The sequence below is a fragment of the Phyllobacterium sp. A18/5-2 genome (genome assembly GCF_025452215.1).
GTDB lineage: Bacteria > Pseudomonadota > Alphaproteobacteria > Rhizobiales > Rhizobiaceae > Phyllobacterium > Phyllobacterium sophorae.
This window is the reverse complement of sequence record NZ_CP104968.1, coordinates 311087-335624: the sequence shown is the minus strand read 5'-3', so window position 1 is coordinate 335624 and position 24538 is coordinate 311087. Positions and strand designations below refer to the sequence as shown.

Below are 24538 nucleotides of genomic sequence, written 5' to 3'. Positions count from 1 at the left end.
CATCATCCGGACACCAACGGTCCGGGCATCGTTTCCAATTGACCACCATTGGATGCCGCGTAGGGGAAAAGGTTCCCGGAAAATTAGCCCGGAAAGCCGAGGCGTTTCATGACGCAGGCTGTGATCCGCTCGCAGCGCCGGCCAGCAAACGGGAAAGCGTCCAGCAACATCGGTCCGATCTGCTGGTCAATTTGTTTGCGTACGAGAAGCCGGGCACGGTGCAGCCTTGTCTTGACGGTTTCTGGCCGCAAACAAAGCAGTTCCGCCGTCTCATCGATACTCAGTCCTTCGATGATCCTGGCGATGAAAACTGTCCGGTAGGCGTCCGGGAGATTGTCGGTCGCCCTTTCGACCAGATGGAGGATTTGCCGTTGCGCCATCGTCCGCTCCGGGTCTTCGCTTGTGTTAAGGGGAAACTGGATGATTTGCGCTGCTGAGTTCTGGGCGATCTTTGCAGCGGCGGCAGAGGCACGCCGATTCTTGCGCAGGCGTCCAAGCGCCTCGTTGATCACGATACGGGAAAGCCATGTGGCGAGTGAAGAAGCGCCGCCAAAACTGTCGAGGGCGGTGAAAGCACTGACATAGGCCTCCTGGACTATATCCTCGGCTTCGCCGTCGTTACGGACGACGGCTCTGGCAATCCGGTAGAGTCTGCGGTTGTGGGTCTGCATGATCGTACGAAATGCATCCGCGTCGCGGGTCAGCGCGCGGCGAACAAGATCGATATCGCCAGCGTGAGCTTCGGCAGCGTTTCTCTTATTGCGAACAACCGGCATGACAAATCTCCTCTACAACGCATTAGATGATGTTTGCGCGCAAAGGTTCCCAGATTATCGCTTGCTTTATGATGCAAGTTAAGCCTGTTGGACCTGTCTAATGCGTCCGGGAGTTGCCAGTGGCGCTGTGACGTTGTTGGAAAGGTTCGGCATTGAGCAGGGGTGAAGTGCTGATCCAGTCTCTTTGGTGGAAAGACATTGAGATGGTGACGGGTGACGAAGAACACAGCACAAGGAGCGGTCCTGCCGCTCCCGAGTGGCATGTGCTTGGGAAGCAGCCGCTCAGAACGATCGACCGCTTCTTATAGAGCGCGTCGTGAATGCCACAGGATACCACGAAGTTTGGAAAGCCACCTTTTCCCGGGTAAGAGTGCGTCAATCGCAGCAGATTGTCCCGCAGTCTCCTCACAGATTTCTGCACTGTCACAAAGTCCTCTCCGAGTCCGGTGGCAGCGGCCCAGCAGGTTCAGCGTCAAGAAGATCGCGTGCAACGGGCGTCAGGGTTACTCGAACCTGCCTTTCGTCGGCGGGATCGCGCTGGCGCCGGCAGGCTCATTTCCTTTTCTGAGGGTAAAGGGTCTCCCCGCGCTTAAGCATCTCGACGAAGGTCTCGATCTTCTTCTTCCGCCCAGCTTCGGTCTTCATGTTGTGCGTGCGGAAGGCCAGTGCGAAACGGTTCTGCTCGGTTAGCTTTGCCAGCATCTCTTTGGCCCTAGGCTCGGCATCGATGGCAGCCTGAAGATCGCTCGGGATCTTCATTTCTTTGCCGCTCCCGTACGCGCGGTCCCACCGGCCATCTCCCCTTGCCGCATCAACCTCCTTCAACCCGTGCTCTGTCATCCGGCCTTCGCTTATGAGCCGAGCGACGTTGTTGACATTGATCTGGCTCCAAGTACTTTTCCTGCCGCGCCGTGTGTAGCGCTGTAGATAGCTTTTGCTGTCAAGGCCTTTGCGGATCGCGTCGATCCAGCCCCAGCAGAGCGCCACGTCGATTGCCTCCTTGGGAGTGATCGATTTGAGCCCGGAACCCATCTTGTGGATTTTGATCCAGACCTCATCCTCGCTGTCGTGGTGCTCGCCGAGCCACTCGTAGAAGCTCTCGCCACTCTCGAACGTATGAACCTTGGCGGGATCAACCCGCACCAGTGTCACTGGGTAAATCCCATGGCGACTGGAACATGGATGTTTGACAAGCCTTCAGCTCCACTAATCATTCCTTGCTTGTGGTTTCGAATTTACAACGCCTAGTTCAAATGTCGCCTAGCGAATCGAAACAAAAATTTAGCAGGAAGTTTCCACATCCCAAATCGGTTTTGTGGCCCGACTGAAACCGTGGAATTACATTATCAAAGTGAATCGCAAGTTATCGGCCTTTTCCAGGGAACCGTTTCTCCGGGGGTTGAACAACGCTCGCCGCAGCGCATGCAAGCGATTGCTTGGTCAGCGTCACAAAGACACTCTTGTCTCTGCTTTGATCACGCTCATCTTTCAGCCCCGGTCTACGACCTGCGCTGGTAAGTGTTTGCGGATACAACCAGCGGCCCGGCCCGGATTTAGCTGGCCGCAACGTTCCGACCGGCTCATATGGCAAACCTTCCTGTAACAACCCGTGTCGAAGCAATTCGCAGTGATCCGGACGCTTGAGAACGACCACACATTTTAAAATCATCATCGGTTGAGAAACGGGAGCGATCCCTCAAAAGGCGGGCAAATTCGACCTGCGGGCCGAGCGATACGAGGAGGGCTGCAGGATTTTGTCAGGTTGGCACACCATACATTTCATTGCGCACTGGACGGGCGAAAGGAATGACCAGGAGGGAAATGAGGGTGATCAATGCGATCATCGCCCAAGCGTCGTTGATCGACTCAACAAGCGCTGCCTTCGTTACCAAAGGACTGAATATGGCTTGGGCTCCCGCGCCAAACCCGGCGAGGCCTTCGCCATGGAGTTTGTCGAGTGGGATTCCGACAAACTGTGCCGTTTGCGGGTCCCCAGCCAACAGCCGATTTGCGAGATCTACACCATGCGTGGATGCCCGCGAGTAGATAACGGTATCGATCAGGGCCAAGCCGAGCGCGCCTCCCAGATTGCGCATGAGGTTGAACAGGCCACTTGCGTCGGGTATCCGATGATGCGGTAGATTTCCGAGCGCCAGACGCGTGGGCGCCAAAATGCAGAACATCACCGCAACGCCTCGGATGATTTGAGGCCAAAACATCTCGTCGGCATCCGTTGCCGGCGTTTGGAACGCGCTGCATCCGAGACCCACGGCAAATACCGAGTAACCCAACGCCGTGAGAAGCCTTGCATCCATGCGCTGCTCGAGAAAAACAGCGATCGGGGCAACGATGATTTGCGCTACTCCCGTTGCCAGCATCATCGTCCCAATCATGAATGCGCTGTGACCACGAACGTAAGCCAGGAATACGGGCATCAGGTAAACTGAGCCGAACAGGCCAAACCCAAGCAGAAAGCTCAAGGCGCACCCGATCGTAAAGTTGAGGTCGTTGAAGTTGCGCAGGTTCACCAAAGGGACCGGGTTGCTCCAGGTGCGATGGACAAACCCGGCAAAGCTGGCAGCGCTGAGAACGGCCAGGCCGAGGACTTGACCGTCCGTCCAACCGCGCTTGGGCGCTTCCTTCAGTGCGATTTCCATGGCGGCGAGTGCGATCGCCATCATAAAAAGGAGATTAAATCCAACTTTCGTATCTCACCAAGTCGTGTTTGTTCGCGCGGCAATAGCGTGGCTGCAAGAACTGCCGCCGTGATCCCCGGAAGGACATTGATGAGAAACAACCAGTGCCAGGAATATGATTCGGTGATCCAGCCTCCCACCATGGGACCGACAGTGGGTGCCAATACTGCGACGACACCAGCAGCGGTCGTGGCAATGCCTTGGAGATTTTCCGGAAAAAGAATGAACACCGCTGAGAAGATGAGTGGTATGAGCGCGCCGCCGGCGAGCCCTTGGACAATACGCCATGCAAGCAATTCTGAGAAATTGCCGCTCAAAGCGCACCCAACGGATGCGAGTGTGAACAGGATTATCCCGCATACAAAGAGCCAACGCATCGTGAGCAGTCGGGTCAAGAAGCCATTCAGCGGTATGGCGACCACTTCGGCGATCAGATAGGCAGTTTGTATCCAGCTCATCTGATCGGGATCGATGTCGAGAGCGTGCTGAATGTTCGGCAATGACGTTGACACGATCTGTACGTCGAGGATTGCCATGAACATGCCAATGCACAGGGCGGCAAAACCGAACCAGGTGGTCACCGTCGGAGGTGTTATAACGATGGACTTAGCTTCGGGAGGCATCGCGGAACTCCGATAGCGCCAAATCTAATTCTCACTGACGGATTGCCGCTATGCAAACTGTCCAGCATGGGCCTCACCCGATGTTCAGCGGACGGAGGGGTCAGCTATTCACTAGGAGTTACCGCACCATAGCACCAGTAACCTACAGTATGAACTGTCAGGTGGGTGCCCGGCTTCGACTTCCCAGCCTCGTTCAATCCGCTGCGGTGGAGGACCTGAGTTTGAATCGCCTTCCATTTGGGTTGTTCCCGTGTGTGTCGCAAGCCGCCTGTTTCAGTGTAGGCTACATTCACCTGCTCCCCCAACGGCCAAGGTTCGCTATGCCTTATGGGCATTAATAGGTTCATAGGTAGCAGCACACAGCGCTCTCAGCAGAGGGTCGGTACGGGCCCATATGACCCAGCATGTAAATTTTTACGAACAGACCTCCGCATTGCAGATAGCTCCATTGGAACGATTATATGACGCGGACGTTAGGCGGAGGCGGCTGGTCGGCCGTGGACGCTAGTCCTACAGGCATCGCTGTTAGGAAGCTGCAGACAAGGAGCATATCATGAACAACCTCATCTGGCTGGTCGGAGCCGTCGTCATTGTTCTGTTCATACTCGGATTTTTTGGACTTCGTTAGGGTCGCAAATTAGTCGCTTTTAAGAAAAATTCGTCTCGGCTCTTCGGTTCATGGGAGGGCTCGAATAACTATCGCCATAGTGCGCCATAAAGGACGCGGCGTCTTGGCTCGTCCATCGTCGTTGCGCGCTCGAGATAATCGTCGTGATGCCGCAAGGCCAGCGCACGCCTCCTTCACGCAGAACGGCTTGAATGACAAATTTTTCCTGCGTTACAAAGCCTTCAAGTCGTTCTAGCCTATACACAGAATTATGGAGGCTGCGATGACCGCAGAAAAGGCCGCCAGACGTGGGCGAAGCGCGCGACGCGATGGCGCGGCAAAACCTCACGGTGTGCCCTATATCGTTCGAAACATCCCGACATACGACATTCTGTCTGAAGAAAACCTCCAGAAGATCGAGCGCACGGCAGACCGCATCCTAGCCGAGGTCGGGATAGAGTTTCGCGACGATCCTGCTGCGGTCGATCACTGGAAGCGGGCCGGAGCCAAGGTGGACGGCGTCCTTGTCCGCTTCGAGCCGGGAATGCTTCGCGAAATCGTCTCTTCCGCGCCGAGCGTATTCACACAGCACGCCCGCAATCCTGCAAACAGCGTCCAAATCGGGGGCGACAATGTCGTCTTTTCGCCCGCCTACGGTTCGCCCTTCGTCATGGATCTCGATAAAGGCCGTCGCTACGGCACGATCGAGGACTTCCGCAACTTCATCAAGCTTGCCCAGAGTAGCCCTTGGCTGCACCATTCCGGTGGTACGATCTGCGAACCTGTTGACGTTCCAGTCAACAAACGTCACCTCGACATGGTTTACAGCCATATCAAGTATTCAGATCGCGCGTTCATGGGATCGGTGACGGCGGAGGCGCGCGCGGAGGACTCCGTCGAAATGGCACGCATCCTTTTCGGTGCCGAGTTCGTCGACCAGAGGTGCGTCATCCTGGGCAACGTCAATGTGAACTCCCCGCTGGTCTGGGACGGCACCATGACGACGTCTCTACGCGCCTATGCCCGCGCCAACCAAGCTGCCGTCATCGTGCCCTTCATTCTTGGTGGTGCAATGGGACCCGTCACCAATGCGGGAGCCATCGCACAGTCCTTTGCCGAGACACTCGCCGGTTGCGCCTTGACGCAGCTCGAAAGAAAGGGCGCCCCAGTCATCTTCGGAAACTTCCTGTCTTCCATGTCGCTACGATCCGGATCGCCGACATTCGGAACCCCCGAACCTGCCATCGGCTCCATGGTCGTCGGTCAGCTCGCACGGCGGCTGAAACTCCCTTTACGCTGTGCCGGTAACTTCTCAAATTCGAAACTGCCCGATGGTCAGGCCATGCAAGAAGGATTGATGTCCATGCTGTCGGCCATCCACTGCGGAGCGAACTTTATCCTCCATTCGGCAGGTTTCCTCGATGGGCTGCTGTCCATGTCCTACGAGAAGTTCGTGATGGACTCCGACCTTTGCGGCGCCCTTCATTCCTATTTAGCGGGCGTCGCAGTCGATGATAACACGCTGGCATTCGACGCATTCGAGGAGGTCGGTCCCGGCAATCACTTCCTCGGCTCAGCCCACACGATGCGAAACTATCAGACCGCCTTTTGGGATTCGGCACTGTCGGACAACGAACCCTTCGAGAAGTGGAGCGAGGAAGGCGGGTCAACGGACATTGCGACTCGCGCAAACCGCCAATGGAAGAAGACGCTGGAAGAATTTGAAGCGCCACCGCTCGACGTCTCCGTTGACGAAGCGCTTTGCGACTTCGTGGCAAGACGCAAGGCCTCCATGGCTGATAGCTGGTACTGAACTGGAGATGGCCCGGCCGATAATCGTGTGCTTCGCTAAGCCGCTTAGCTTAAATAGTGGCGGGAATCATATTTGATACAAGTCATACCCAAGCTTGAAAGCAGCGTTCGCTATTTCGGGATCGAAGTTGATGACGGTCTCGCAATTTCCGAGCAGGTCGATCTCTGACTCAGGTGGGACGGCGCTAGCGCGTCCGTTCCTGACACGTGCACGCCACTCGGCAGCGAACTGAAAGTGCCCGCAACACGCCAAGTCTGTCATTCGAGAACGACTCTAGGCGTGGTTGTTGGAACACTGCAATACCAAAAGGGCCTTGTACTGTTGGCAGCCGGATCTCGAGCGGACATCATGAAACCTTTTGCTGTTTAAGTCGTTATCGCCGTTATGTCCGGGGTTAAATTCAAGTCGAAATCAATTGACAGCGCCAAACCACGCGGTGCTAAAAAGCCCCGCCAGGGGAAGGCATCGACTGTCGAAGTCGCGTCTGCGGTCGATGACCAAGGCGCGCCGCCGGATTCCATCGACCCTGATCCAAAACTGACGCCTGAGGAGGCCGAGCAGGCGCGCAAGAGGTACTTGCTGACGCGTTTCTGGATCAGCGCGCGCAAGTATTGGGGCCGCGGTGGCGATAGGCTCGCCTGGCCGCTATCAATCGGGCTTTTTGATCCTGATATGTATCAATGTCGGCTTCCAGTACGGGATCAATGTCTGGAATCGGGCAATTTTCGACGCGATCGAGCAACGCAATGCCCGCACCGTTTATTTCCTAAGCGCCGTTTTCCTGCCGCTCGTGCTCGGAACCGGAAGCCTAGTTGTTGCACAAGTCTTCCTTCGTATGACGATTCAGCGCCGCTGGCGTTCCTGGCTCACGACCGCAGTCATCGCGCGTTGGCTCGCAAACGGCCGTTACTATCAATTAAATCTCGTCGGTGGCGACCACACGAACCCCGAAGCCCGCATCGCGGATGATTTGCGGATTGCCACCGAGATCGCCCGTCGATTTCATCGCGGGTGTCATCTCCGCATTTCTGTCGGCCTCGACCTTCATCGTGGTGCTCTGGACTATCGGCGGGGCCCTGACCCTGACGATCGCAGGTTCCACCGTCACTGTTCCCGGCTTCCTCGTCATCACTGCGATACTCTACGCCGCAATCACGTCCACCTCGATGGCGGTCATTGGCCGGCGTTTCATCCATCTCTCCGAGGAAAAAAATCAGGCGGAAGCCGAATTCCGCTATACGCTGACGCGCGTGCGGGAAAACGGCGAGAGTATCGCGTTGCTCGGCGGCGAGGAGGAGGAGCGTAGCGGCATCGACAAGACGTTCGCCAATGTGCTCAGGCGATGGGCCCTTCTTACGGGCCAGCATATGCGCACAGCGCTGGTCTCGCAGGGGGCGAGCCTTTTTGCGCCGGTCGTGCCGGTTTTGCTTTGCGCTCCGAAATTTCTCGAAGGTAGCATGACCCTTGGACAGGTAATGCAGGCAGCCTCTGCCTTTGCCATCGTGCAGGGCGCGTTTGGATGGCTTGTCGACAACTACCCCCGTCTCGCCGATTGGAACGCCTGTGCACGGCGCATCGCCTCGCTGATGATGTCGCTCGACGGCCTCGAGCGCGCGGAACAGAGCGACGCCTTCGGACGTATCAGGCGCGGCGAAACGGAAGGCGATGCGATGCTCAGCTTGAACAATCTCTCCGTGTCGCTTGACGACGGCACCGCCGTGGTCAAGGAAACCGAGGTCGTGGTCGAACCAGGCGAACGGCTGCTTGTGGCCGGCGAATCCGGTTCAGGCAAGAGCACCCTGGTACGGGCCGTCGCAGGTCTGTGGCCGTGGGGTGACGGCAGTGTTAATTTCCACGCCGACAGACGACTGTTCATGTTACCGCAACGGCCGTATATCCCCTCCGGGACGCTTCGCCGAGCAGTCGCCTATCCCGGCGCCGCCGATAACTGGACGTTGGAGAAAATCAACGCGGCTCTGGATAAGGTGGGACTCGATTATCTGAATGGCAAGATCGAGGAAGACGCGCCATGGGACCAGACCTTGTCGGGTGGCGAAAAACAGCGGCTCGCGTTCGCGCGCCTCCTGCTGCACACTCCCGACATCATCGTGTTGGATGAAGCGACCTCAGCACTCGATGAGAAAAGCCAGGACAAGATGATGGAGATGCTCATCCACGAATTGCCCAAGGTCACCATCATAAGCGTAGCGCATCGAGGCCGAGCTGGAAGCTTTCCATAGCCGCAAGATCACATTGGAGCGCCGCGAGGGCGGCGCAAAGCTTGTCAGCGATATCGATCTTGGTCAGCGCAAAAGCAGACGGAACGTGCTGGTACGCCTTCTGAGGCACCCAAGAAACATTTCTGGGCGACACAGGTCATCCGTCCGGAGTTGACAGGAGGACGGCCTTTGGACGCGGGGCCGGACATTCTTATGGCGCAGCGACTGTAGAAGAATTTTTGGTACCAATCAGGTTCAACAAAGAGATCCGCTTATTACCGGCATTTTCGAGGAAGGTTTATCACTCGCATTACACTTCGGACGCTTTGGACGTACAGTCTCAGGACCGCTCATTCTGTGGACCTGTGCTATCTTTTCCGCCGTCTTCCCAGAGCGATCACTGAGGAGGCGATTGTTTTGATCATCTTCAAATGCTGGTCACCGAGGTAGCGACAATGCACGAAAACGAAATCGATACGGTCAGGGCGCTCTTGCAATCCCGTCCGCGACCCTCGAGCCTCGCCGAGCGCCGCCAGCGCCTCGATCTCGTGGCAGCCGCAGATCCGATCGCGCCCGATATCCAGTTCAAACCTCAAATGGTCGGTATGCTTGACGCAGAATGGTCGCTTGCACCGGGAAGCGATACCACCAAGACGCTGCTGTTTTTCCATGGCGGCGGCTATTGTTCCGGATCGATCCAAAGCCATCGCAGGATGGTCGCCGAGACCGGTCGCGCGGCGCGCGTCCGCACGCTTGCACTCGGTTACCGACTCGCGCCGGAGAACCCGTTTCCGGCTGCGCTAGATGATGGGCTTGCCGCATTCGAGTTCCTGCTCGCTCAAGGGATCCCGGCGGCGTCAATCGCGATCGGCGGCGACAGTGCTGGCGGCGGGCTGACGCTGGCGACCATGATACGTTTGCGTGAGGCCGGCAAACCGCTGCCCGGTTGCGCTTGGTTGGTATCGCCTTGGGTCGATCTCGAAATGACCGGTGCGAGTATGGACGAGAAGGATGCCGTCGATCCGCTGATTCACCGCGACTATCTCGAAGAGCTCGCGGACGCTTATCTCGGCGGGACCAGCGCTCGCGAGCCGCTCGCTTCGCCGCTCCATGTCGATCTCGCAGGGCTCCCGCCGACCCTCATCCAGGTTGGTTCGGCCGAGACGCTCCTCGACGATGCAGTGCGGATCGCCCGCCGGCTCGGGGCGGCCGACGTGGCGACTAGTCTCGAGATCTGGCCACACATGATCCACGCTTGGCATCTGTGGGCGGCACGACTGAGTTCGGGGCGAATGGCAATCGCCTCAGCTGGCGCGTTCATCAACGAACAGCTGACGACTTGAACCGCTCCTGTCGGAACCGACGAGCCGGCAGGCGTAAGGGTGATATTCCCGATCTGTGCTCCGAATGTCGCATAATGGCTCTTGCGGCGCCGTACTTCGCAAAACCATATTGAGTAGGCCTTTGGTTCGATTCGGCATCAAGGCGCATAGTGTGTTTTAAAGAAGACCTTCTCCGCCGGTCGATGCGGCCGTGAAAACTGCCAACTGAGCGTCGAAAGCGCGCTTGTATGCGGGTCGTGCTTCGCCGCGGGCGATGTAGGCGGAGAGGTTCGGATATTCGTCCAGTATACCCGATCCTTTCAATCTGAGCAGCACCGACACCATCTGAAGATCGCCGACGCTGAAGTCGCCGTCGAGCCAGTCGGCATCGCCAACTCGACCGGAGAGTTCGCTCAGTCGCTTCCGGATGCGTTCCTCGACGGCAGACAGGCGCTGCTCGTACCAACTCTCGTCGCCCTCGAGGTATCTCGCGACCTCGCGATCAACGATTGGCGGCTCCAGCGTGGTGAGTGCGGCAAACATCCATGTGATCGCGCGCGCCCGGGCATTCGCATCATCTGGCAGCAGGCCCACATGGCGCTCCGCGATGTGGAACACGATTGCCCCCGACTCGAACAGGGCGAGATCGCCTTCTTCATAGGTCGGAATTTGCCCGAAAGGATGAAGCGCAAGATGCGTGGGTTCCTTCATCGCTTTGAACGAAAGAAGACGAACGTCGTAAGGCTGGCCCACTTCTTCAAGCGCCCAGCGAACGCGCATGTCCCGCGCCAGACCCTTGCCGCCATCGGGCGACCGTTCGAAGGCGGTAATTGTGATAGTCATCGCTGTTCTCCATAGCTGTCTCTCTCGAAGACGATTGAATAAACAAAATTCCGACATTGCGTGTTCGAGCTAATCCTCGCGGTCCGATGAGATGGCGACGTTATCAGGAATGCTACGCATGGCCAGTTTTGCAATCGCACTTTTTATTGGGAACTCTCGAAACGGTCTCTGATGACGTTGTGGAAACTTGGCTCCAAGGGTCATCGCCAAAGCCGCACATCAATCGTCTCAGGACGCTCTCCTTCGACTGATTCAGCCTGCGCCATGATGTCCTCTATCAGTTCTTCATCTTCCGCCATGCCCGTGATCGCCCGGTTTTGCTGAGGGTAATGGAGTTCGGGACGAACGGGGATGATCCCCATGGACGCGGAGTGGTATCTATTTATCTTGAGGGGCTTGCCGCCTTGGCTGCTCGGCGGGGTTGATTGCGGAGGATACGGACATGTGGTTGGAACTCACGCGAGGCGAAGACAGCGAGCGAGTTGTCGTTAATATGTCGAATGTCATCAGGTTTTACCGGGACGCTGAGGACGAGCGTACAATAATTTGGGCAGGTACCGGCGCTGGCGACAATCTTAGCTTTCGTGTTCTCGAAACCAGTTAAATATATTCTGAACGCGATATCTCAAGAGCAAGAAAGACTTGCACGAATTGGCAAGTAAAGTGAACCATAGTGCAATGACTCGTGTTTCTTTTGTCGAACCCGAGTCCTGTCTGTTCACTCCATGCGGACGAGGGTTGGTACCTGTGACCAACCGCTGATCAGGTTTTGCGTGGCGAGAAAAAGTTCGCCGCCGGGCGGCGTATCAACTGGCCCCCTGACCTCCGTGCCTGAACCTACGCTCCTCGTCGAAATCGATCGAAAAAGGCTATTGAGCTGATGATCAGCAGACAGCGGACGAAGATCCAGGATTAAGTCCGCCGGTTCGTTGCCCGTTTTTGATGGCAGCATGGCACATGCAAGAGCTTGACCATCTCAAGCCACCGTCGACAGATCTTTAATGGGCATAGACCGTCCTTGCTATAATTCCCCGCCGAAATGCCGTGGCCACGAATTTATCTCAGTCGAAAGTCTGAACAGGAAGTTCATAAGACCAAGGACCTGCCGTAAGTTTACCGGAGCCCTTGCATCTCCGTCCTCAGCCTCCTTCCAAAAGGGCGTGCTGGCAAAAGATGTCGTCCAGGCAACGAACGTCGTGCTTGCCCACGGCCCGTTCGCTGACGGTTCATGTTGGTCTGACGTGATTGGTCGTCTTCAGGAAACGGTCTTAGACGTGACCTCGGTGCAGAACCCGCTGACGCATAGGCGTCTGGATTTCCCCAAGACAAATCGTACAATCTTAGCGGAAGGTAGTCGGGCGTGGTCGCCTCCGCGAGGCCAATTGAAATCTCGGCAGGTCTCGACGGCGAGCGGCTGACAGCGGAGCGAACTCAAACTTGCCCTCCGCCGCCAACTGTCTTCGGCGTTTTTGAGGGGAGAGAGTTCATGCGTCCACTAGCTCAGTGTCAAGCACTACTGGCCGCGGTTCTTGCAAGCGCTGCTGCCGTGGTATCGACATCCGCGCCTGCTCAGGATCGCCTCGCCGAGCGTGCCGCGATGATCGAAGCGATCAAATTACACGCCCGCTCAGCGCCGTCGGCGGTCGAGGGCCAGGGCATCGACGCGGCGGTGCTGAAGACCATGGGGAAGGTGCCGCGACACTCTTTCGTGCCCGAGCAGCAGCGCAGCGCGGCCTATTTGGATCGGCCACTGCCGATCGGATACGGTCAGACGATCTCGCAGCCCTTCATCGTCGCGCTGATGACCGACCTGATCAATGTTGGCCCTGGTGACGTTGTCCTTGAGGTTGGCACCGGCTCGGGTTATCAGGCGGCCGTCTTGTCGCCGCTCGTAGCGAAGGTTTACTCGATTGAGATCATCCCAGAACTGGGTAAGAGGGCAGCGGCCCGACTTAAGGAGCTGCGCTTCGACAATGTCGAGGTGAAGGTAGACGACGGTTACTATGGTTGGCGTGCGCACGCGCCTTTCAACGGCATCGTAGTGACTGCCGCAGCCAGCCACATCCCGTCGCCCCTGGTCGAACAGCTCGCCAAGGGGGGCCGGATGGTCGTCCCCGTGGGAGGCCCGTTCGCGACCCAGTTTCTTATGCTGATCGAGAAGCGACGGGACGGAAGCATTACGACCCGGCAGCTGCTGCCGGTGAGCTTTGTGCCGCTGAGGGGCGGTAGGGCCCGATGAGAGCGGGATGCCTGTTGCCGGTCGGTCTCATATCGGCGGCGACTCTTTCCTACGAAGTGTTGTTGATGCGGCTCTTTTCGATCGTTCAATGGCACTATTTTGCCTATATGATCATAAGCATCGCGCTCCTGGGCTTCGGCGCAAGCGGTTCATTCGTTGCATTGGCCCGTCGCCCCCTGGTGGAGCGATATCCGGCCGCTTTCGCAGCGTCGGCAGCGCTGTTCGGCATTACAGCGGTGGCCAGCTTCGCCGGTGCCGAACGCCTGCCGTTCAACCCGCTTGAGATCGTCTGGAATCCAGGCCAGCTCGGTTGGCTCGCGGCCAGCTATGCTCTCCTGTTCCTGCCGTTCTTTTTCGGTGCAACCTGTATCGGCCTTGCCTTCAGCCGCCATCCTGACCAGATCGGGCGCGTCTATGCCTTCGACATGGTCGGCGCAGGGACCGGTGCGTTAGGCACCGTCGGGCTCTTATTCCTGGTCTTTCCCTCTGTGGCGCTGCGCTTGGTCGCAGCGCTGGGCTTCGTGGCAGCTGCCCTCTCCGCGACGGGCATGGCTCGCCATCGGTGGCTGGCCGCGGGCAGCCTCGGGCTTGCAGCCGTGGCCATCGCGGTGTGGCTACCACCTTCCTGGACGGCCCCCGCCCCGCACATGTCGCAGTACAAGGGCCTCCGCATGGCACTCGAAGTGCCGAACGCGCGAGTGGTCGAGGAGCGATCGAGCCCGCTCGGACTGCTGACTATCGTCGAGAGCCCGACCGTCCCTTTCCGATACGTGCCCGGCCTTAGCCTCGCCAACACCCAAGAGCCGCTCGCACAACTCGCGGTCTTCACCGATGGCGAAAGTATTACGACCATCACCGCCTATGACGGCGCTCCGGCGACGCTCGCTTATCTCGACCGGACAACAGCGGCGCTCCCGTACCGCATTCTTGAGCGGCCGCGAATGCTAATCCTCGGTGCCGGCGGCGGCGAGCAGGTGCTGCTGGCGCTGCGCGCCGGAGCCGATACCGTGGATGCGGTAGAGGTCAACCCGCAGATGATCGACCTGGTTCGGGATCGCTTCGCCGACTTCGCCGGTGGCATCTTCAGCCGACCGAACGTACATGTGCATCTAGCCGAAGCACGCGCCTTCGCTGCGACGACTGACGAGCGTTACGACCTGATCCAAATGCCGCTCCTTGATTCCTTCAGCGCAGCCGCGGCCGGCGTGCAGAGCATGCATGAGAACTACACCTACACCGTAGAAGCACTGCGAGATTACCTAACGGTGCTCAAACCGGAGGAGGTCATCGCCATCACGCGATGGCTGCGGGTGCCGCCGCGCGACATCCTCAAGCTGTTCGCCACTGCTACCGCAGCGCTTGAGGCGGATGGCGTGGCTGAGCCAGGCACGCACCTGGCTCTGATCAGGAGCTGGAACACTGCAACCCTGCTTGTCGCCAAGTCGCCGTTCATAGGCGAAGACGTCGCGGCCATCCGCCGATTCGCAGCCGAGAATTTCTTTGACATCTCCTGGGCGCCGGGCATCTCCACGAGCGACGTGAACCGCTACAACCAACTCGATCAGGAATATCTCTACGAGGGAGCCCTCGCTCTCCTCGGCCCTGGGCGAGCCGGCTTCACCGAACGCTACAAGTTTGATATTTCACCGGCCACTGACAATCGGCCATATTTCTTCGACTTTTTCCGCTGGCGCGCCCTGCCCGAACTCCTGACACTGCGCACCCAAGGTGGAGCCGCGATGCTCGACTGGGGCTACCTGATCCTGGTGACGACACTCGTCCAGGCCGCTGTCCTCAGCGCCGTCCTCATCCTTTTCCCGCTCTGGCTTCGTCGGCGCGCACCCCCCAGAGCCGAACGCCGGTTGCGCTTCGGTCTGTATTTTCTTGCTTTGGGCCTGGCCTTCCTCTTCATCGAAATAGCCTTCATCCAGCGCTTCCTGCTGTTCCTTGGCCATCCGCTCTACGCTGTCGCTGTCGTGCTCGCTGGTTTTCTTGCCTTCGCAGGTTTGGGTAGCGCCATAGCGGCACGCTGGATGGCGGCGGTTGGACGCGGATCAGCGGTACGCGGCATTACACTCGCCGTCGTGGTGATCGCATTGCTCGCTGCCACCTACCTACTCGCGCTGCCCCTGATATTCGAACGACTGCTGGCACTGCCGGATGCCGCGAAGATCGCGATCACACTTCTCCTCATAGCCCCACTCGCCGTCTTCATGGGCATGCCGTTCCCCATCGGCCTCGGCTACGTTGGCGCACGCTCGGAGGCGCTTATTCCCTGGGCGTGGGGGATCAATGGCTGTGCGTCGGTGCTGAGCGCAATCCTCGCCGCACTGCTTGCAATGCACGTCGGGTTCACTGGCGTCGTGGCGATCGCCACGATCCTCTATCTAGTCGCCCCGGCCTTACTCGCCGGTCCGCGGGACGCAGCCTTGCTTGCGAAGAGGATATCCGATCCAAAGGGTTCCTGAGGTGCGGGCCCGCGCTATGCCTCGATCACTCAACCGGATCATCGGCCATGACCCAGCCCGCGATTGCTCCAAGCACCAGTGTTGCTGTCATTCGGGTTAACCGAATGGTGCGGTGCCGGAGGCCAAGCCTGCCGGGCGAGGGGCAGGATGGCGTATAGCGAATGCCGGCCGAGGCGGCTGCGCGCCGATGGCGGCAATCGTCTGTTCCTTTGGCGTCAGCATAAGGCTCGCCCCCAGCGGCCGCGATGGGGCATGTCTGACCGAAAACCGCCCCGCGGTGCTCGGCTCGATCGTCCTCCCGCAACGGCCGGCTCGTTTTCTTCCCCTGCCGGCTGCGCCGTCATTCCTCGCCAAGCAAGAAAGCCTCGGCCCATGGCCGTCCTCCACGTCGTTGCGGCCTTGTCAGGTGCGGTGCCGATCGTCCCCGGTCTGATCGACTGCCATCGGGGCCACGATGGGCGCGGCCCCGACCAACAGACAAGGAATACGACAATGGCAACCATCGGTTCTTTCATCCCGTCCGACAACGGCTTTTCCGGCACCATCAAGACCCTCAACCTCAACGTCAAGGCGAAGATCGTCCGGGTCGACCGTACCTCCGACGACGCTCCCGACTTCCGGGTGCTGGCAGGCAATGTCGAGTTCGGCGCCGGCTGGCAGAAACAGGCGCGCGAAACCGAACGCGACTACATCTCGGTCAAGCTCGACGACCCGAGCTTCCCCGCTCCGATCTACGCGACGCTCACCGAAGTGCAGGGCCAGGAAGGCTTGCAGCTCATCTGGTCACGCACCACGCGCCGATAGCCCCAATGAAGAGCCCCGCTGCCCAGGCGGGGCTTTTCTCCTGTCACTTGTTCAACGTGTCCTTGAGCGCCTTGGCAGGCGCGAAGGACAGTTTTTTGCGGCGGCCACTTTGATGCTGGCCCCGGTCGCCGGATTGCGCATATTCTCCCGCCAGCAGAGTCACCAGCGTGGTCTTTCCCGCTCCGCCCTTGTTGCTTACCGCCGCATAGGTTCGTGTCATGATCGCGTCCGTGTGGTGGTGACGAGAGGCGCATCATGCCTCGAATTGGCGCAACAATGCAAGCCAAAAATGAATACAACATATTCATATCTGTGACAGGTGGGTTTTTGATGTATGGGCGCGACCTACAGTGTGGAATATATTCCGCAGGCCATAAACCCACACTTAAAACACATGCAAGCATTGTAGGGTATGGTTGTAGGGTCAAGCACTACATTGCGACAATTCATATGCTTAGCGCAAATATGGCCGGTATCGATGCGGCAGCATGAAGGTCGGGTATGGGGGCAGTCGGTGTTGTCGCGGTCGCCAAGAGAGGGACGAAGTTGCGCGCCGCCCGGAAGCCGAGCGGCAGGGATGGCTTGAAAAACTGTTACCGAATCGGTAGTATTGCTTTTGGCAGGATACGCAAATTTGTGATACAAATTTTGCTGACGATCGACGGACGGGCCGTCGATGGCGCCTGCGGCCAGCTTTCAGGAAGGCGAAATGAATGACGTGGCAACCGAGAGCAGGCTCCTCGCCAGAGCAGCGCAAGAACAAGGTGGTCCATGCCCGCTTCAGTGCGAGCGAAATAACCAGGATCGAAAGGGCGGCGGAGCGGGCGGGACTGACAGTTTCGGCGTTCATGCGGTCGCTGTCGCTGGAGGGCGCTGGCGTGCGGCCGTTTTTCACGGCGGAGGACCGCGTCCTTCTTGGCGCGCTTTGGAAAGATCTCAGGACCGTTAGCGTCAACCTCAATCAGCTCGCCCGTGCAGCAAATCGACGACATTCGCGCTTCGATGAGGAAGGGGCAGTCCTTGATGATGTGCAACGCGCCATGGCGGCATTGGTGTACGAGATCGGCTTTTTTGCCGATCGCGGGGCCAGGCTGCGAAAAGGGAGGCGGTAGTGGAGTTCTTCCTTGGCGCCTTCACCGCGGAATGGGAGCAGCGCCGGGCGGCGCTGCTCCATGAGCTCTCACTCGGGCGTCAAACGTCCGCCGCCGAGGATGAGCGGCGGCGGCGCGGCGGTGCGGCCGCAAACATGGCAGCCGGGATGAAGCCGGGTTTTCGTCCTCGGCCGGCGGAAAGAGGACGTTTCGGGGACGGGGGCAGGCATCGTTCCGCCGACCGGCCGATGCGGCTGCGATTTGTTGGCCTTGCCTCCGGCGGCCAGCCGGCGGTGGTGAAGATGGCTTCGTTTGGTGGCGGATCCAGGCTGGGGGCCATGATCAACTACGTCTCGCGCCATGGCGATGTCGTTGTCGAGAACGAGCGCGGCGAGCAGTTGCGCGGGCGCGATCAGCTGTCTGCGGTGGGAGGCGCGTGGGATCATCTGATGAAGAACCGCGCCGAGAGCCGCGACATCGGGCTGTTTCATGTTTCGGTCGCGCATGACTCCGGTCACGGCGGAGATCTCCGTGACCGGGCCCGCGCGATCGTCAGGCGGGGCCTCGGCGATCGCGCTTTTGCCTTCGCGGTGAGCGCGCGCCCCGATGGCAGTGGCTACGATATAGACGGGATCACTGTGCTGCGCAGCCCCGGGGGTGAACGCTTGACGGCCGACGAGAAGGCAACCGCGATTGTGCAGCAGCGCCTGGATGCCGGGCGGGCCACAGAGGGCAGCGCAAGCTTCCGGTTCACCGGCCACGGCAATGGCACCGATTACGGCAGCGCTCGCCTGCGTTCGCTGGTGGCGGCCCACAAGGGCGAGGTATGCGATGAGCAGGGGCGCGCGATCGGCGACGGCAAGCGGGCCGGCGACCTTGTCCAGCTTGAATGGCGCGGCCAGCTCCATAGCCGCAAGCCGCGCGATGTCATGCATCTGGTTTTGTCGGCGCGCCCCGGAACCAATGCGGCGGCGTTCCAGGATGCGGCGCGGGATTTCCTCGGGACCCAGTTCGCCGGGCACCGTTATGTGTTCTCACTTCACGATGCTGCGAGTGACCCGAAGGCGCAGGCAGCGGGAGGCAAGCGGCCGCACGTTCACGTCCACGCCATCATCGCCATGCGCTCGGACGCGGGTGACAGGATCGAGACGACCATCCCGGCCTTTCGGGCGTGGCGGCTGACGATGGCTGAAAAGGCACGCGCGCATGGTATCGCCATGGAGATGACCGATCGGCGGGATCGCGCCAGCCCCCCGGCCTATTCGAAGAACCAGGTCCGGCCGATGAACACGATCGGTCGTACCCAACACGCGGGAACGAGTGATGCCGCACAACGCCGGTATGATGCGAAGCGCGCTGATGTGGAGCGCTTTCCGCGCACCGCCCGCAGCCAGGCCTATGTTCGGGTTGCGCAGCAGCAATGGCAAGAAATAGCGAGTATGCGGCTCTCCATGCCCGCGCAGGATTTTGTCAAAGCTCAGCTGACCCGGCTTGAAGACCGCAGAGCGCCGTCCGAGTCAAGAGCATTGGCCCAAGGTGAGCAATCAAATTCCGGCCCGCAATTGCGCACACAATTGGGAAAGTTATCAGAGCTTGTTTGGGAGGGTGACGATATGCGCCGCATGACGCGACCTGAATTCGAGGCTTATGAAAAGCGTGTGGAGACGGCACTCTTCCAGGCGGAGCGGACAATATCCCCGGCGGAGCGCAAGGACTTTGACGAGATTGCGACGGCGGCGAGGGACCACGTCAATGTGCGCCGCGAGCTGGTCGCGTTGAATGAGCAGCGCCTGCACAACGAGATGGCCGAACCAAAGGAGCGCCGTTCCCCCGACCAACACCGGGACGATGAAAAGCAACGGTGGAACGATGCGGTCGCACGCCATGGCTTTGCCGCAGCGGAGGCGGCGAACAGGGTTCTCCTTGAGATTGAGCAATCGCGCGACGCGATGGAACGCGCGGAGGCCGGCGACCGCAGTCCGGACAAAATGGCGGCGCTTAGACAGGAGCTCGACTCGCGGCTAATTCAGGCTGCCGAGCTCGGCGCCAACGGCAACGGGCTCATCGGCGAAGTTGCCGAAGTTGACGAGGAACTGAACACCGTATTGCAGGCGGTGGAACGTCAGCGGCATAAAGCCAGTCGCGAAAGTGCGTCAGCCAGTTCCGAGCGATCCGAGGCAGCTCGCGATCCGGAGCGCAGCGATCCGGACGGGGGTTCGGCTGCAGCACACCGCGAAATTGGCGACACCACACGTGGCGACCCCATCAAGCAGCATGTTCCCCGTCTGGAGGAACTGCAGCGGGAAGCTGATGAACAAAGAGCACACGATCGCGATGATCGGGGGGAGCGATAGAATCGGAGGCGGTGTGATGTCGAGAGATGAGCGGCGCATGACTGTCGTTGAAGATAATTCCAAGGCTAACCGCCGGGCTCGGACGCCAGGTTTTTTGTGGTATCCGCCAGTCGATCCTTCGAAAGGAAACCTCGTTGGCCGCAACGGATATGTCGGTCTAGCCGACCCAGATCGTCCATTATCCCATTGGCAAACAACGAACAATTGGCCATAGCAACGGCCGAGGGTCGTCGCTTTGTCAATGAGATCTTGCGGTTTTCGCCCCGTCTGCGCACCCGCACCTTCGCACTGATCCAGATGCTGGCGGAGGATGATGAAGATGGTGGCAACATGGCGGCACCTGAACGATAGCTGCTAATACCGCGGGCCAACCCGTGCAGCACGCGCCCAAAGGAAAGGAGAGATGCAAAAAGGCAACAACGGAAACGCGCTTTCCGAAGGGTGGCGCAATCTGGGGACCTTTGCCACGTTCGGCGGTAAGGTTCAGCAGGCGACAAAGGGCGGAAAGGTTAAGCGCTGATAGGAATGTTCCGTCGCATGCCGTGAAGATTGATTCAACCCAGCTGTTTGTCGAGGGCGGTGAAAGCACTGACATGGACCTCCTGGACTGTATCCTCGCTTCTCCGTCGTTACGAACGACGCCTCGGGCGATCGGGTAGAGTCTGCGGGTTGTGGGTCTGCATGATCGTACGAAATGCATCGACGTCGTGGGTTACAAATCCAAAGCAAGAATAGCCGTTCAACTGCTTCGGCCCCAAGCGGCATGTGCGTCGGGAACAGCTGCTCACTGATTCGCATCCAGCGCGTCCTGGCCGTTGCAGGTACCGCGACGTTGGCTATTTTTTTCCGGGGTGAGACTGCGTCGATCGCAGCAGATTGTCCCGAAGCCTCGTCACAGATTTCTGCACTGTTGCGAAATCCTCTCCCAGGCCGGTGGCATCCACCAGCGACCCTGCGGGTTCAGTGTCTAGAAGGGCGCGTCCGACGGGCGTCAGGCTTACTCGAACCTGCCTTTCGTCGGCGGGATCGCGCTGGCGCCGGATGTAGCCGATTGACTCGAGTTTCTTGAGAATGGGTGTGAGCGTGTTGGATTCAAGAAACAGCTTTTCGCCAAGCGCACCGACGGTCTGGTCATCCTGTTCAGAAAGAGCCACCATGGCGACATATTGAGTATACGTCAGGCCAAGCTTATCCAGGATTGGCTTATACGCGCGACCAAAAGCAAGGTTGGCCGAATAGATCGCGAAGCACAGAAAATTGGACAGCTTTCGTCCCTCATTGGGGACCTCTGAGGAAACGCGCACCGACATATCCGGCGTCCGTGTTGTTTGGGTGGGCATGGGCATTCCTATTCAAATGACGTTTCATCGAGTCATATATAAATCGTATCCGATTTAATCGCAATGCTATTGACATGCGTTTTCGCTAGATGTATATGAAGCGCACACGATTAAATCGGACACGATATAAATCAAAACGAAAGAAGAATTCATCATGACTGAGAAGCTCATTTTTACCGGCAAGACCCACAACATTGGCGGCCGTAACGGCGCCGCCCGCAGCAGCGACGGCCAGCTGGACATCAGGCTGCCACAACCGCATCCCGCTGCCGAACAGCTCTTCGGCGCCGCCTGGTCGGCCTGCTACATGGGAGCGATCGAAGTCGCCGCCTCCCAGAGAAACATCAAGCTTCAAGCGGGTACCACGGTCGATGCCGAAATCGATCTGAACGCCGATGATGGCTCTTACTTCCTGCGGGCGCGTCTAAACGTCAGCGTGCCAGGGGTCGATCCCGAAGTTGCGCGCGAACTACTCGCTGCGGCACATGGCATCTGCCCCTACTCAAAGGCGGTTCACGGCAACATCGACGTTGCAACGAACCTTCTCTGAACGAAAACGGTCGGGTCTGCCTGCTCTGGCTAGGCAGACCCGACTCTGATCGAACGGGACACGTTGGGAATCTGCGCGACCCCGGCCGAAAACGAAGTCAAATTTGCTAGTCGACGTTCATCTGGAGAACAGTCAATGGTTGCGAACTATACGCACAGAATCCCAAGTGCACAGTGAGTTTTCGCTTGTGCTCGACCCAGCCAGCTATGAGCCATTACCCGATGATTGGCTCATCGGGGTAACGGACGTTATTAATTCGACTGCAGCAATCAAGTCGGGACGATATGAAGACGTCAACTACGCCGGTGCGTCCATAATTGCCGCTCTTGGCAACGCTTGGGGCACATTTGATTTCCCGTTTGTATTTCGCGGGGATGGGGCTGCATTTGCTTTGCCGCCGAATGGGATCATGACGGCGACTTCGGTATTGCGACAGGTCGCGACCTTTGCAAGAACCGATCTTCATCTTGCTCTACGAACGGGGCTGATGTCTGTCGGCGAAATACGTGCCGGTGGGCGCGACGTGAGAATTGCACGATACGCGGCCTCGGAAAATGCCACCTACGCAATGTTTGCCGGGGGAGGGCTCAAATGGGCGGAGCAGCAGATCAAGAAGGGGCGATATTTGGTAAAGCCGGGCAAGTACACGACGAAGCCGGACTTAACCGGACTTACATGTGAATGGACACCTTTTCCTAGTCAGCAGGGCGAGATTCTATCGCTGTTGATAGAGCCTTCTGAAAATACAAGTACCGAAGTCTTTGCTGCGCTGGCCAGGCGTGTGCTCGCCATTTTTGATGCTGGACCAAGTCGGTCTCATCCAGTTCCCAAAGACATCGCCACTCCTAAGGACAACGATAGGTATCTCGACCCCAAAAGCTGGTCGGAAATAGTCTACAATTCGGATTTCCGTAAGTATGATGATGGTTTGCGTCTTACGCTGGACAGCACACTCAAACAAATCGAAGAAGTTGAAGCCATCCTTCTTGCGGCAAAATCGCGTGGCGACATCAACTTCGGACTGCATAGGCAGTCTCATGCACTCATGACCTGTCTTGTGCCTTCAGGCAGGCCGGATTCGCATTTGCATTTCTTGGACGGAATGGATGGTGGGTACACCAGTGCGGCCGAAATGATGGAGGCAAGTGAACTTCCTTTGGTGTCATCCTCATAACCGGTAGGCAGCATAGCACGACTTGCACTCCACTACGACGGACGCAAACTCATGGGATTCCGCAGGGCAATTCTCGACCGCCAAAGTCGCTTGGTCCAACATGCGGCAGCCGGTGGCTGTAAGGACGCTCACGTTGAACACTGGGTATTGGACTAAACAATGGGTTCAACGGCAGCACGATACGCTGTCCCCGTTCCGTTTATCCCAATCCCTTCGATGAAGCTACGATAATTGCAGCCAACCACCGGTGAATCCCGCCTTGCGCAGACCCTCGACAATGAGCGGGCATTTCTTCATCAACTCCCAAAAGAAATCCGGTGCGGTAGTTCTCGATCATCAACACGATCGGTCCTTGATCGAGTCCGTAATAGCCCTTCGAGATCCAACCCGGCTTACTTTGATGTCCTGACTCGAAGGTTGGATTAAAGCTGCACTTGAAGCCGTACTTGCTGGTCACTTCGGGGTATACTTCATTGAAGTGCCGCAGCGCTGGGAAGACGATCTCGGGGGCGAAAGGTAGCGAAGCAATCACGGCCCAGGGCGCGATGGTGCCATCGTCCGGACCATACGGGATGCCGCGCGCCGTGTAGTCAAAAAAGCAGCGATCAACGCCCTCGAACTTCATACAGATTGGACCGGGACCATCACTCGCGGTGATGCCCCAGCAATGCTCGCTGTACCCCTTATAGTCCAATGGATTGCGGATCGCGTATTGCTGTTGTGCGTAAGTTGCACGGCGGCTGTTTTCGAAATAATCGATCCCTTTCTCGCGCATGAATTCGTCCTGAATGCCGCGAAAGTCGATCCACATGTGTGAAAGTTGATGAATGAATAGTGGGCCAGCATAGAGAAACTCCATGTCGTAGAGCTTCTTCCAGCAGTAGGTCCGGGTTTGGGCCTTGTAGCTCTCGGCCGAAATTGGATGGGTAGGTGAAGCCAGTGCCAATACGTAAAGGATCAGAGCTTCGTTATAGCCCTCCCATCGATACGGCAGAAACCCGCACTCCGGCTTCCAACCCATCGATACGGTTTCGCCAGCGTTAAGCGCCCACTGCCAATCAGCTCGGGCATAGAGCTCTACAGCCAGCGAACGTATTTCGCACTCATCGGGAGCATCTCCATCAAAATACGCAGCGGAGGCCAGCATGCCAGCGAGTAGAAATGTCGAATCAATCGTCGATAACTCCGACTCCCAGGCGCGACGGCCCGTGTCCATATATAGAAAGTGGTAATAAAAACCTTTGTAGCCGGTCGCATCCGCATCCTCGCTCTGCTCGCTCTCGCTGAAGAATCGTAGTGTCGCCAGTGTGCGTTTGATAGCTTCGGCGCGTGTGATAAAACCGCGCTCGACGCCGATCGCGTAAGCCGCCAGGGCAAACCCTATCGGAGCAATGCTGGCATGCAGATCTTTGCGCGTATTATCGGGGACCATCCCATTGGCGCGATTGCTCTCTTTCAGGAAATATTCGAACGTGTGGCGTTGGAGTTTGTCCAACGTGGCCTCAATCTGACTCATATACGAACACCTGCATCTTGCCGTTTCAATGCGAAGTCTAAGATGAATTAGACCTCCGCGACCGAATAATATTCTGACGGGTCCACAGGATGCGCAAACGACA

General features: G+C 58.3%; 15 protein-coding genes and 4 pseudogenes. 10 read left to right on the top strand and 9 right to left on the bottom strand.

Translation table 11 applies throughout. The annotated features are described in order from the left end of the window. Positions 1-83: 83 nt before the first annotated feature. The 4 genes and pseudogenes from N8E89_RS27965 to N8E89_RS27950 all read right to left on the bottom strand — a co-directional run bounded on the left by N8E89_RS27965 (position 84) and on the right by N8E89_RS27950 (position 4095). Complete coding sequence (locus N8E89_RS27965; RefSeq protein ID WP_262263411.1) at positions 84-776, bottom strand: RNA polymerase sigma factor; 693 nt, start codon at positions 774-776, stop codon at positions 84-86. Positions 777-1131: 355 nt separating this feature from the next. After that, positions 1132-1319: pseudogene (locus N8E89_RS27960) on the bottom strand (MarR family transcriptional regulator); the annotation flags it as partial. Between the two features lie 9 nt (positions 1320-1328). Continuing rightward, positions 1329-1928 carry a YdeI/OmpD-associated family protein gene (locus N8E89_RS27955; RefSeq protein WP_112761344.1) on the bottom strand — a complete coding sequence of 200 codons (600 nt, stop codon included), beginning with the start codon at positions 1926-1928 and terminating at the stop codon, positions 1329-1331. A 605-nt stretch (positions 1929-2533) separates the two neighbouring features. Further along, a pseudogene (locus N8E89_RS27950) lies at positions 2534-4095 on the bottom strand (DHA2 family efflux MFS transporter permease subunit). Positions 4096-4985: 890 nt separating this feature from the next. Here N8E89_RS27950 and N8E89_RS27945 point away from each other — a divergent pair. The 3 genes and pseudogenes from N8E89_RS27945 to N8E89_RS27935 all read left to right on the top strand — a co-directional run bounded on the left by N8E89_RS27945 (position 4986) and on the right by N8E89_RS27935 (position 10077). Further along, positions 4986-6515, top strand: coding sequence for a trimethylamine methyltransferase family protein (locus N8E89_RS27945; protein WP_262263410.1), 1530 nt, complete (start codon positions 4986-4988; stop codon positions 6513-6515). A 384-nt stretch (positions 6516-6899) separates the two neighbouring features. Next, a pseudogene (locus tag N8E89_RS27940) lies at positions 6900-8909 on the top strand (ABC transporter ATP-binding protein/permease). A 280-nt stretch (positions 8910-9189) separates the two neighbouring features. Next, positions 9190-10077: an alpha/beta hydrolase gene (locus N8E89_RS27935; RefSeq protein ID WP_262263409.1), complete on the top strand. Its 888-nt coding sequence runs from the start codon at positions 9190-9192 to the stop codon at positions 10075-10077. 156 nt (positions 10078-10233) lie between these two features. Here N8E89_RS27935 and N8E89_RS27930 read toward each other — a convergent pair whose 3' ends face one another. After that, on the bottom strand, positions 10234-10899 hold the full coding sequence (locus tag N8E89_RS27930) for a glutathione S-transferase family protein (protein WP_262263408.1): 666 nt from the start codon (positions 10897-10899) through the stop codon (positions 10234-10236). A 1486-nt stretch (positions 10900-12385) separates the two neighbouring features. Between N8E89_RS27930 and N8E89_RS27925 the strand changes: the two genes are divergently transcribed. Together N8E89_RS27925 and N8E89_RS27920 are read left to right on the top strand one after the other, a co-directional pair. Next, a complete protein-coding gene (locus tag N8E89_RS27925) occupies positions 12386-13138 on the top strand; it encodes a protein-L-isoaspartate(D-aspartate) O-methyltransferase (protein ID WP_262263407.1) in 753 nt (250 codons plus the stop codon). Beyond that, on the top strand, positions 13135-15606 hold the full coding sequence (locus N8E89_RS27920; protein ID WP_262263406.1) for an SAM-dependent methyltransferase: 2472 nt from the start codon (positions 13135-13137) through the stop codon (positions 15604-15606). Before N8E89_RS27925 ends, N8E89_RS27920 begins: the two co-directional genes overlap by 4 nt. Positions 15607-15631: 25 nt before the next feature. Here N8E89_RS27920 and N8E89_RS27915 read toward each other — a convergent pair whose 3' ends face one another. Beyond that, positions 15632-15910: a hypothetical protein gene (locus N8E89_RS27915; protein WP_262263405.1), complete on the bottom strand. Its 279-nt coding sequence runs from the start codon at positions 15908-15910 to the stop codon at positions 15632-15634. A gap of 188 nt (positions 15911-16098) precedes the next feature. Here N8E89_RS27915 and N8E89_RS27910 point away from each other — a divergent pair, with 188 nt between their 5' ends. Continuing rightward, entirely contained in the window at positions 16099-16410 is a 312-nt protein-coding gene (locus tag N8E89_RS27910) for a DUF736 domain-containing protein (protein ID WP_262263404.1), read from the top strand. 43 nt (positions 16411-16453) lie between these two features. Here N8E89_RS27910 and N8E89_RS27905 read toward each other — a convergent pair whose 3' ends face one another. Continuing rightward, complete coding sequence (locus tag N8E89_RS27905; RefSeq protein WP_262263403.1) at positions 16454-16630, bottom strand: P-loop NTPase family protein; 177 nt, start codon at positions 16628-16630, stop codon at positions 16454-16456. Between the two features lie 493 nt (positions 16631-17123). Here N8E89_RS27905 and N8E89_RS27900 point away from each other — a divergent pair, with 493 nt between their 5' ends. Both N8E89_RS27900 and N8E89_RS27895 read left to right on the top strand, forming a co-directional pair. Then, positions 17124-17522, top strand: coding sequence for a MobC family plasmid mobilization relaxosome protein (locus N8E89_RS27900; RefSeq protein ID WP_262263402.1), 399 nt, complete (start codon positions 17124-17126; stop codon positions 17520-17522). Beyond that, positions 17522-19855 carry a conjugal transfer protein TraA gene (locus tag N8E89_RS27895; protein WP_262263401.1) on the top strand — a complete coding sequence of 778 codons (2334 nt, stop codon included), beginning with the start codon at positions 17522-17524 and terminating at the stop codon, positions 19853-19855. Before N8E89_RS27900 ends, N8E89_RS27895 begins: the two co-directional genes overlap by 1 nt. A gap of 836 nt (positions 19856-20691) precedes the next feature. On the opposite strand, the gene N8E89_RS27885 is transcribed toward N8E89_RS27895, so the two are convergent. Further along, positions 20692-21165: a MarR family winged helix-turn-helix transcriptional regulator gene (locus N8E89_RS27885; protein ID WP_262263717.1), complete on the bottom strand. Its 474-nt coding sequence runs from the start codon at positions 21163-21165 to the stop codon at positions 20692-20694. Between the two features lie 184 nt (positions 21166-21349). Between N8E89_RS27885 and N8E89_RS27880 the strand changes: the two genes are divergently transcribed. Next, complete coding sequence (locus N8E89_RS27880) at positions 21350-21745, top strand: Ohr family peroxiredoxin (RefSeq protein ID WP_106665520.1); 396 nt, start codon at positions 21350-21352, stop codon at positions 21743-21745. Positions 21746-21884: 139 nt separating this feature from the next. Continuing rightward, complete coding sequence (locus N8E89_RS27875) at positions 21885-22919, top strand: DUF3095 family protein (RefSeq protein WP_262263715.1); 1035 nt, start codon at positions 21885-21887, stop codon at positions 22917-22919. Between the two features lie 222 nt (positions 22920-23141). On the opposite strand, the pseudogene N8E89_RS27870 reads toward N8E89_RS27875, so the two are convergent. Beyond that, a pseudogene (locus N8E89_RS27870) lies at positions 23142-24435 on the bottom strand (glucoamylase family protein). Positions 24436-24538: the final 103 nt, after the last annotated feature.

What these genes read in the sequence shown, in the direction of transcription:
- N8E89_RS27965 (WP_262263411.1), bottom strand. Translation starts at nt 776, where the DNA reads ATGCCGGTTGTTCGCAATAAGAGAAACGCTGCCGAAGCTCACGCTGGC.
- N8E89_RS27945 (WP_262263410.1), top strand. Translation starts at nt 4,986, where the DNA reads ATGACCGCAGAAAAGGCCGCCAGACGTGGGCGAAGCGCGCGACGCGAT.
- N8E89_RS27935 (WP_262263409.1), top strand. Translation starts at nt 9,190, where the DNA reads ATGCACGAAAACGAAATCGATACGGTCAGGGCGCTCTTGCAATCCCGT.
- N8E89_RS27930 (WP_262263408.1), bottom strand. Translation starts at nt 10,899, where the DNA reads ATGACTATCACAATTACCGCCTTCGAACGGTCGCCCGATGGCGGCAAG.
- N8E89_RS27925 (WP_262263407.1), top strand. Translation starts at nt 12,386, where the DNA reads ATGCGTCCACTAGCTCAGTGTCAAGCACTACTGGCCGCGGTTCTTGCA.
- N8E89_RS27920 (WP_262263406.1), top strand. Translation starts at nt 13,135, where the DNA reads ATGAGAGCGGGATGCCTGTTGCCGGTCGGTCTCATATCGGCGGCGACT.
- N8E89_RS27910 (WP_262263404.1), top strand. Translation starts at nt 16,099, where the DNA reads ATGGCAACCATCGGTTCTTTCATCCCGTCCGACAACGGCTTTTCCGGC.
- N8E89_RS27905 (WP_262263403.1), bottom strand. Translation starts at nt 16,630, where the DNA reads ATGACACGAACCTATGCGGCGGTAAGCAACAAGGGCGGAGCGGGAAAG.
- N8E89_RS27900 (WP_262263402.1), top strand. Translation starts at nt 17,124, where the DNA reads ATGACGTGGCAACCGAGAGCAGGCTCCTCGCCAGAGCAGCGCAAGAAC.
- N8E89_RS27885 (WP_262263717.1), bottom strand. Translation starts at nt 21,165, where the DNA reads ATGTCGGTGCGCGTTTCCTCAGAGGTCCCCAATGAGGGACGAAAGCTG.
- N8E89_RS27880 (WP_106665520.1), top strand. Translation starts at nt 21,350, where the DNA reads ATGACTGAGAAGCTCATTTTTACCGGCAAGACCCACAACATTGGCGGC.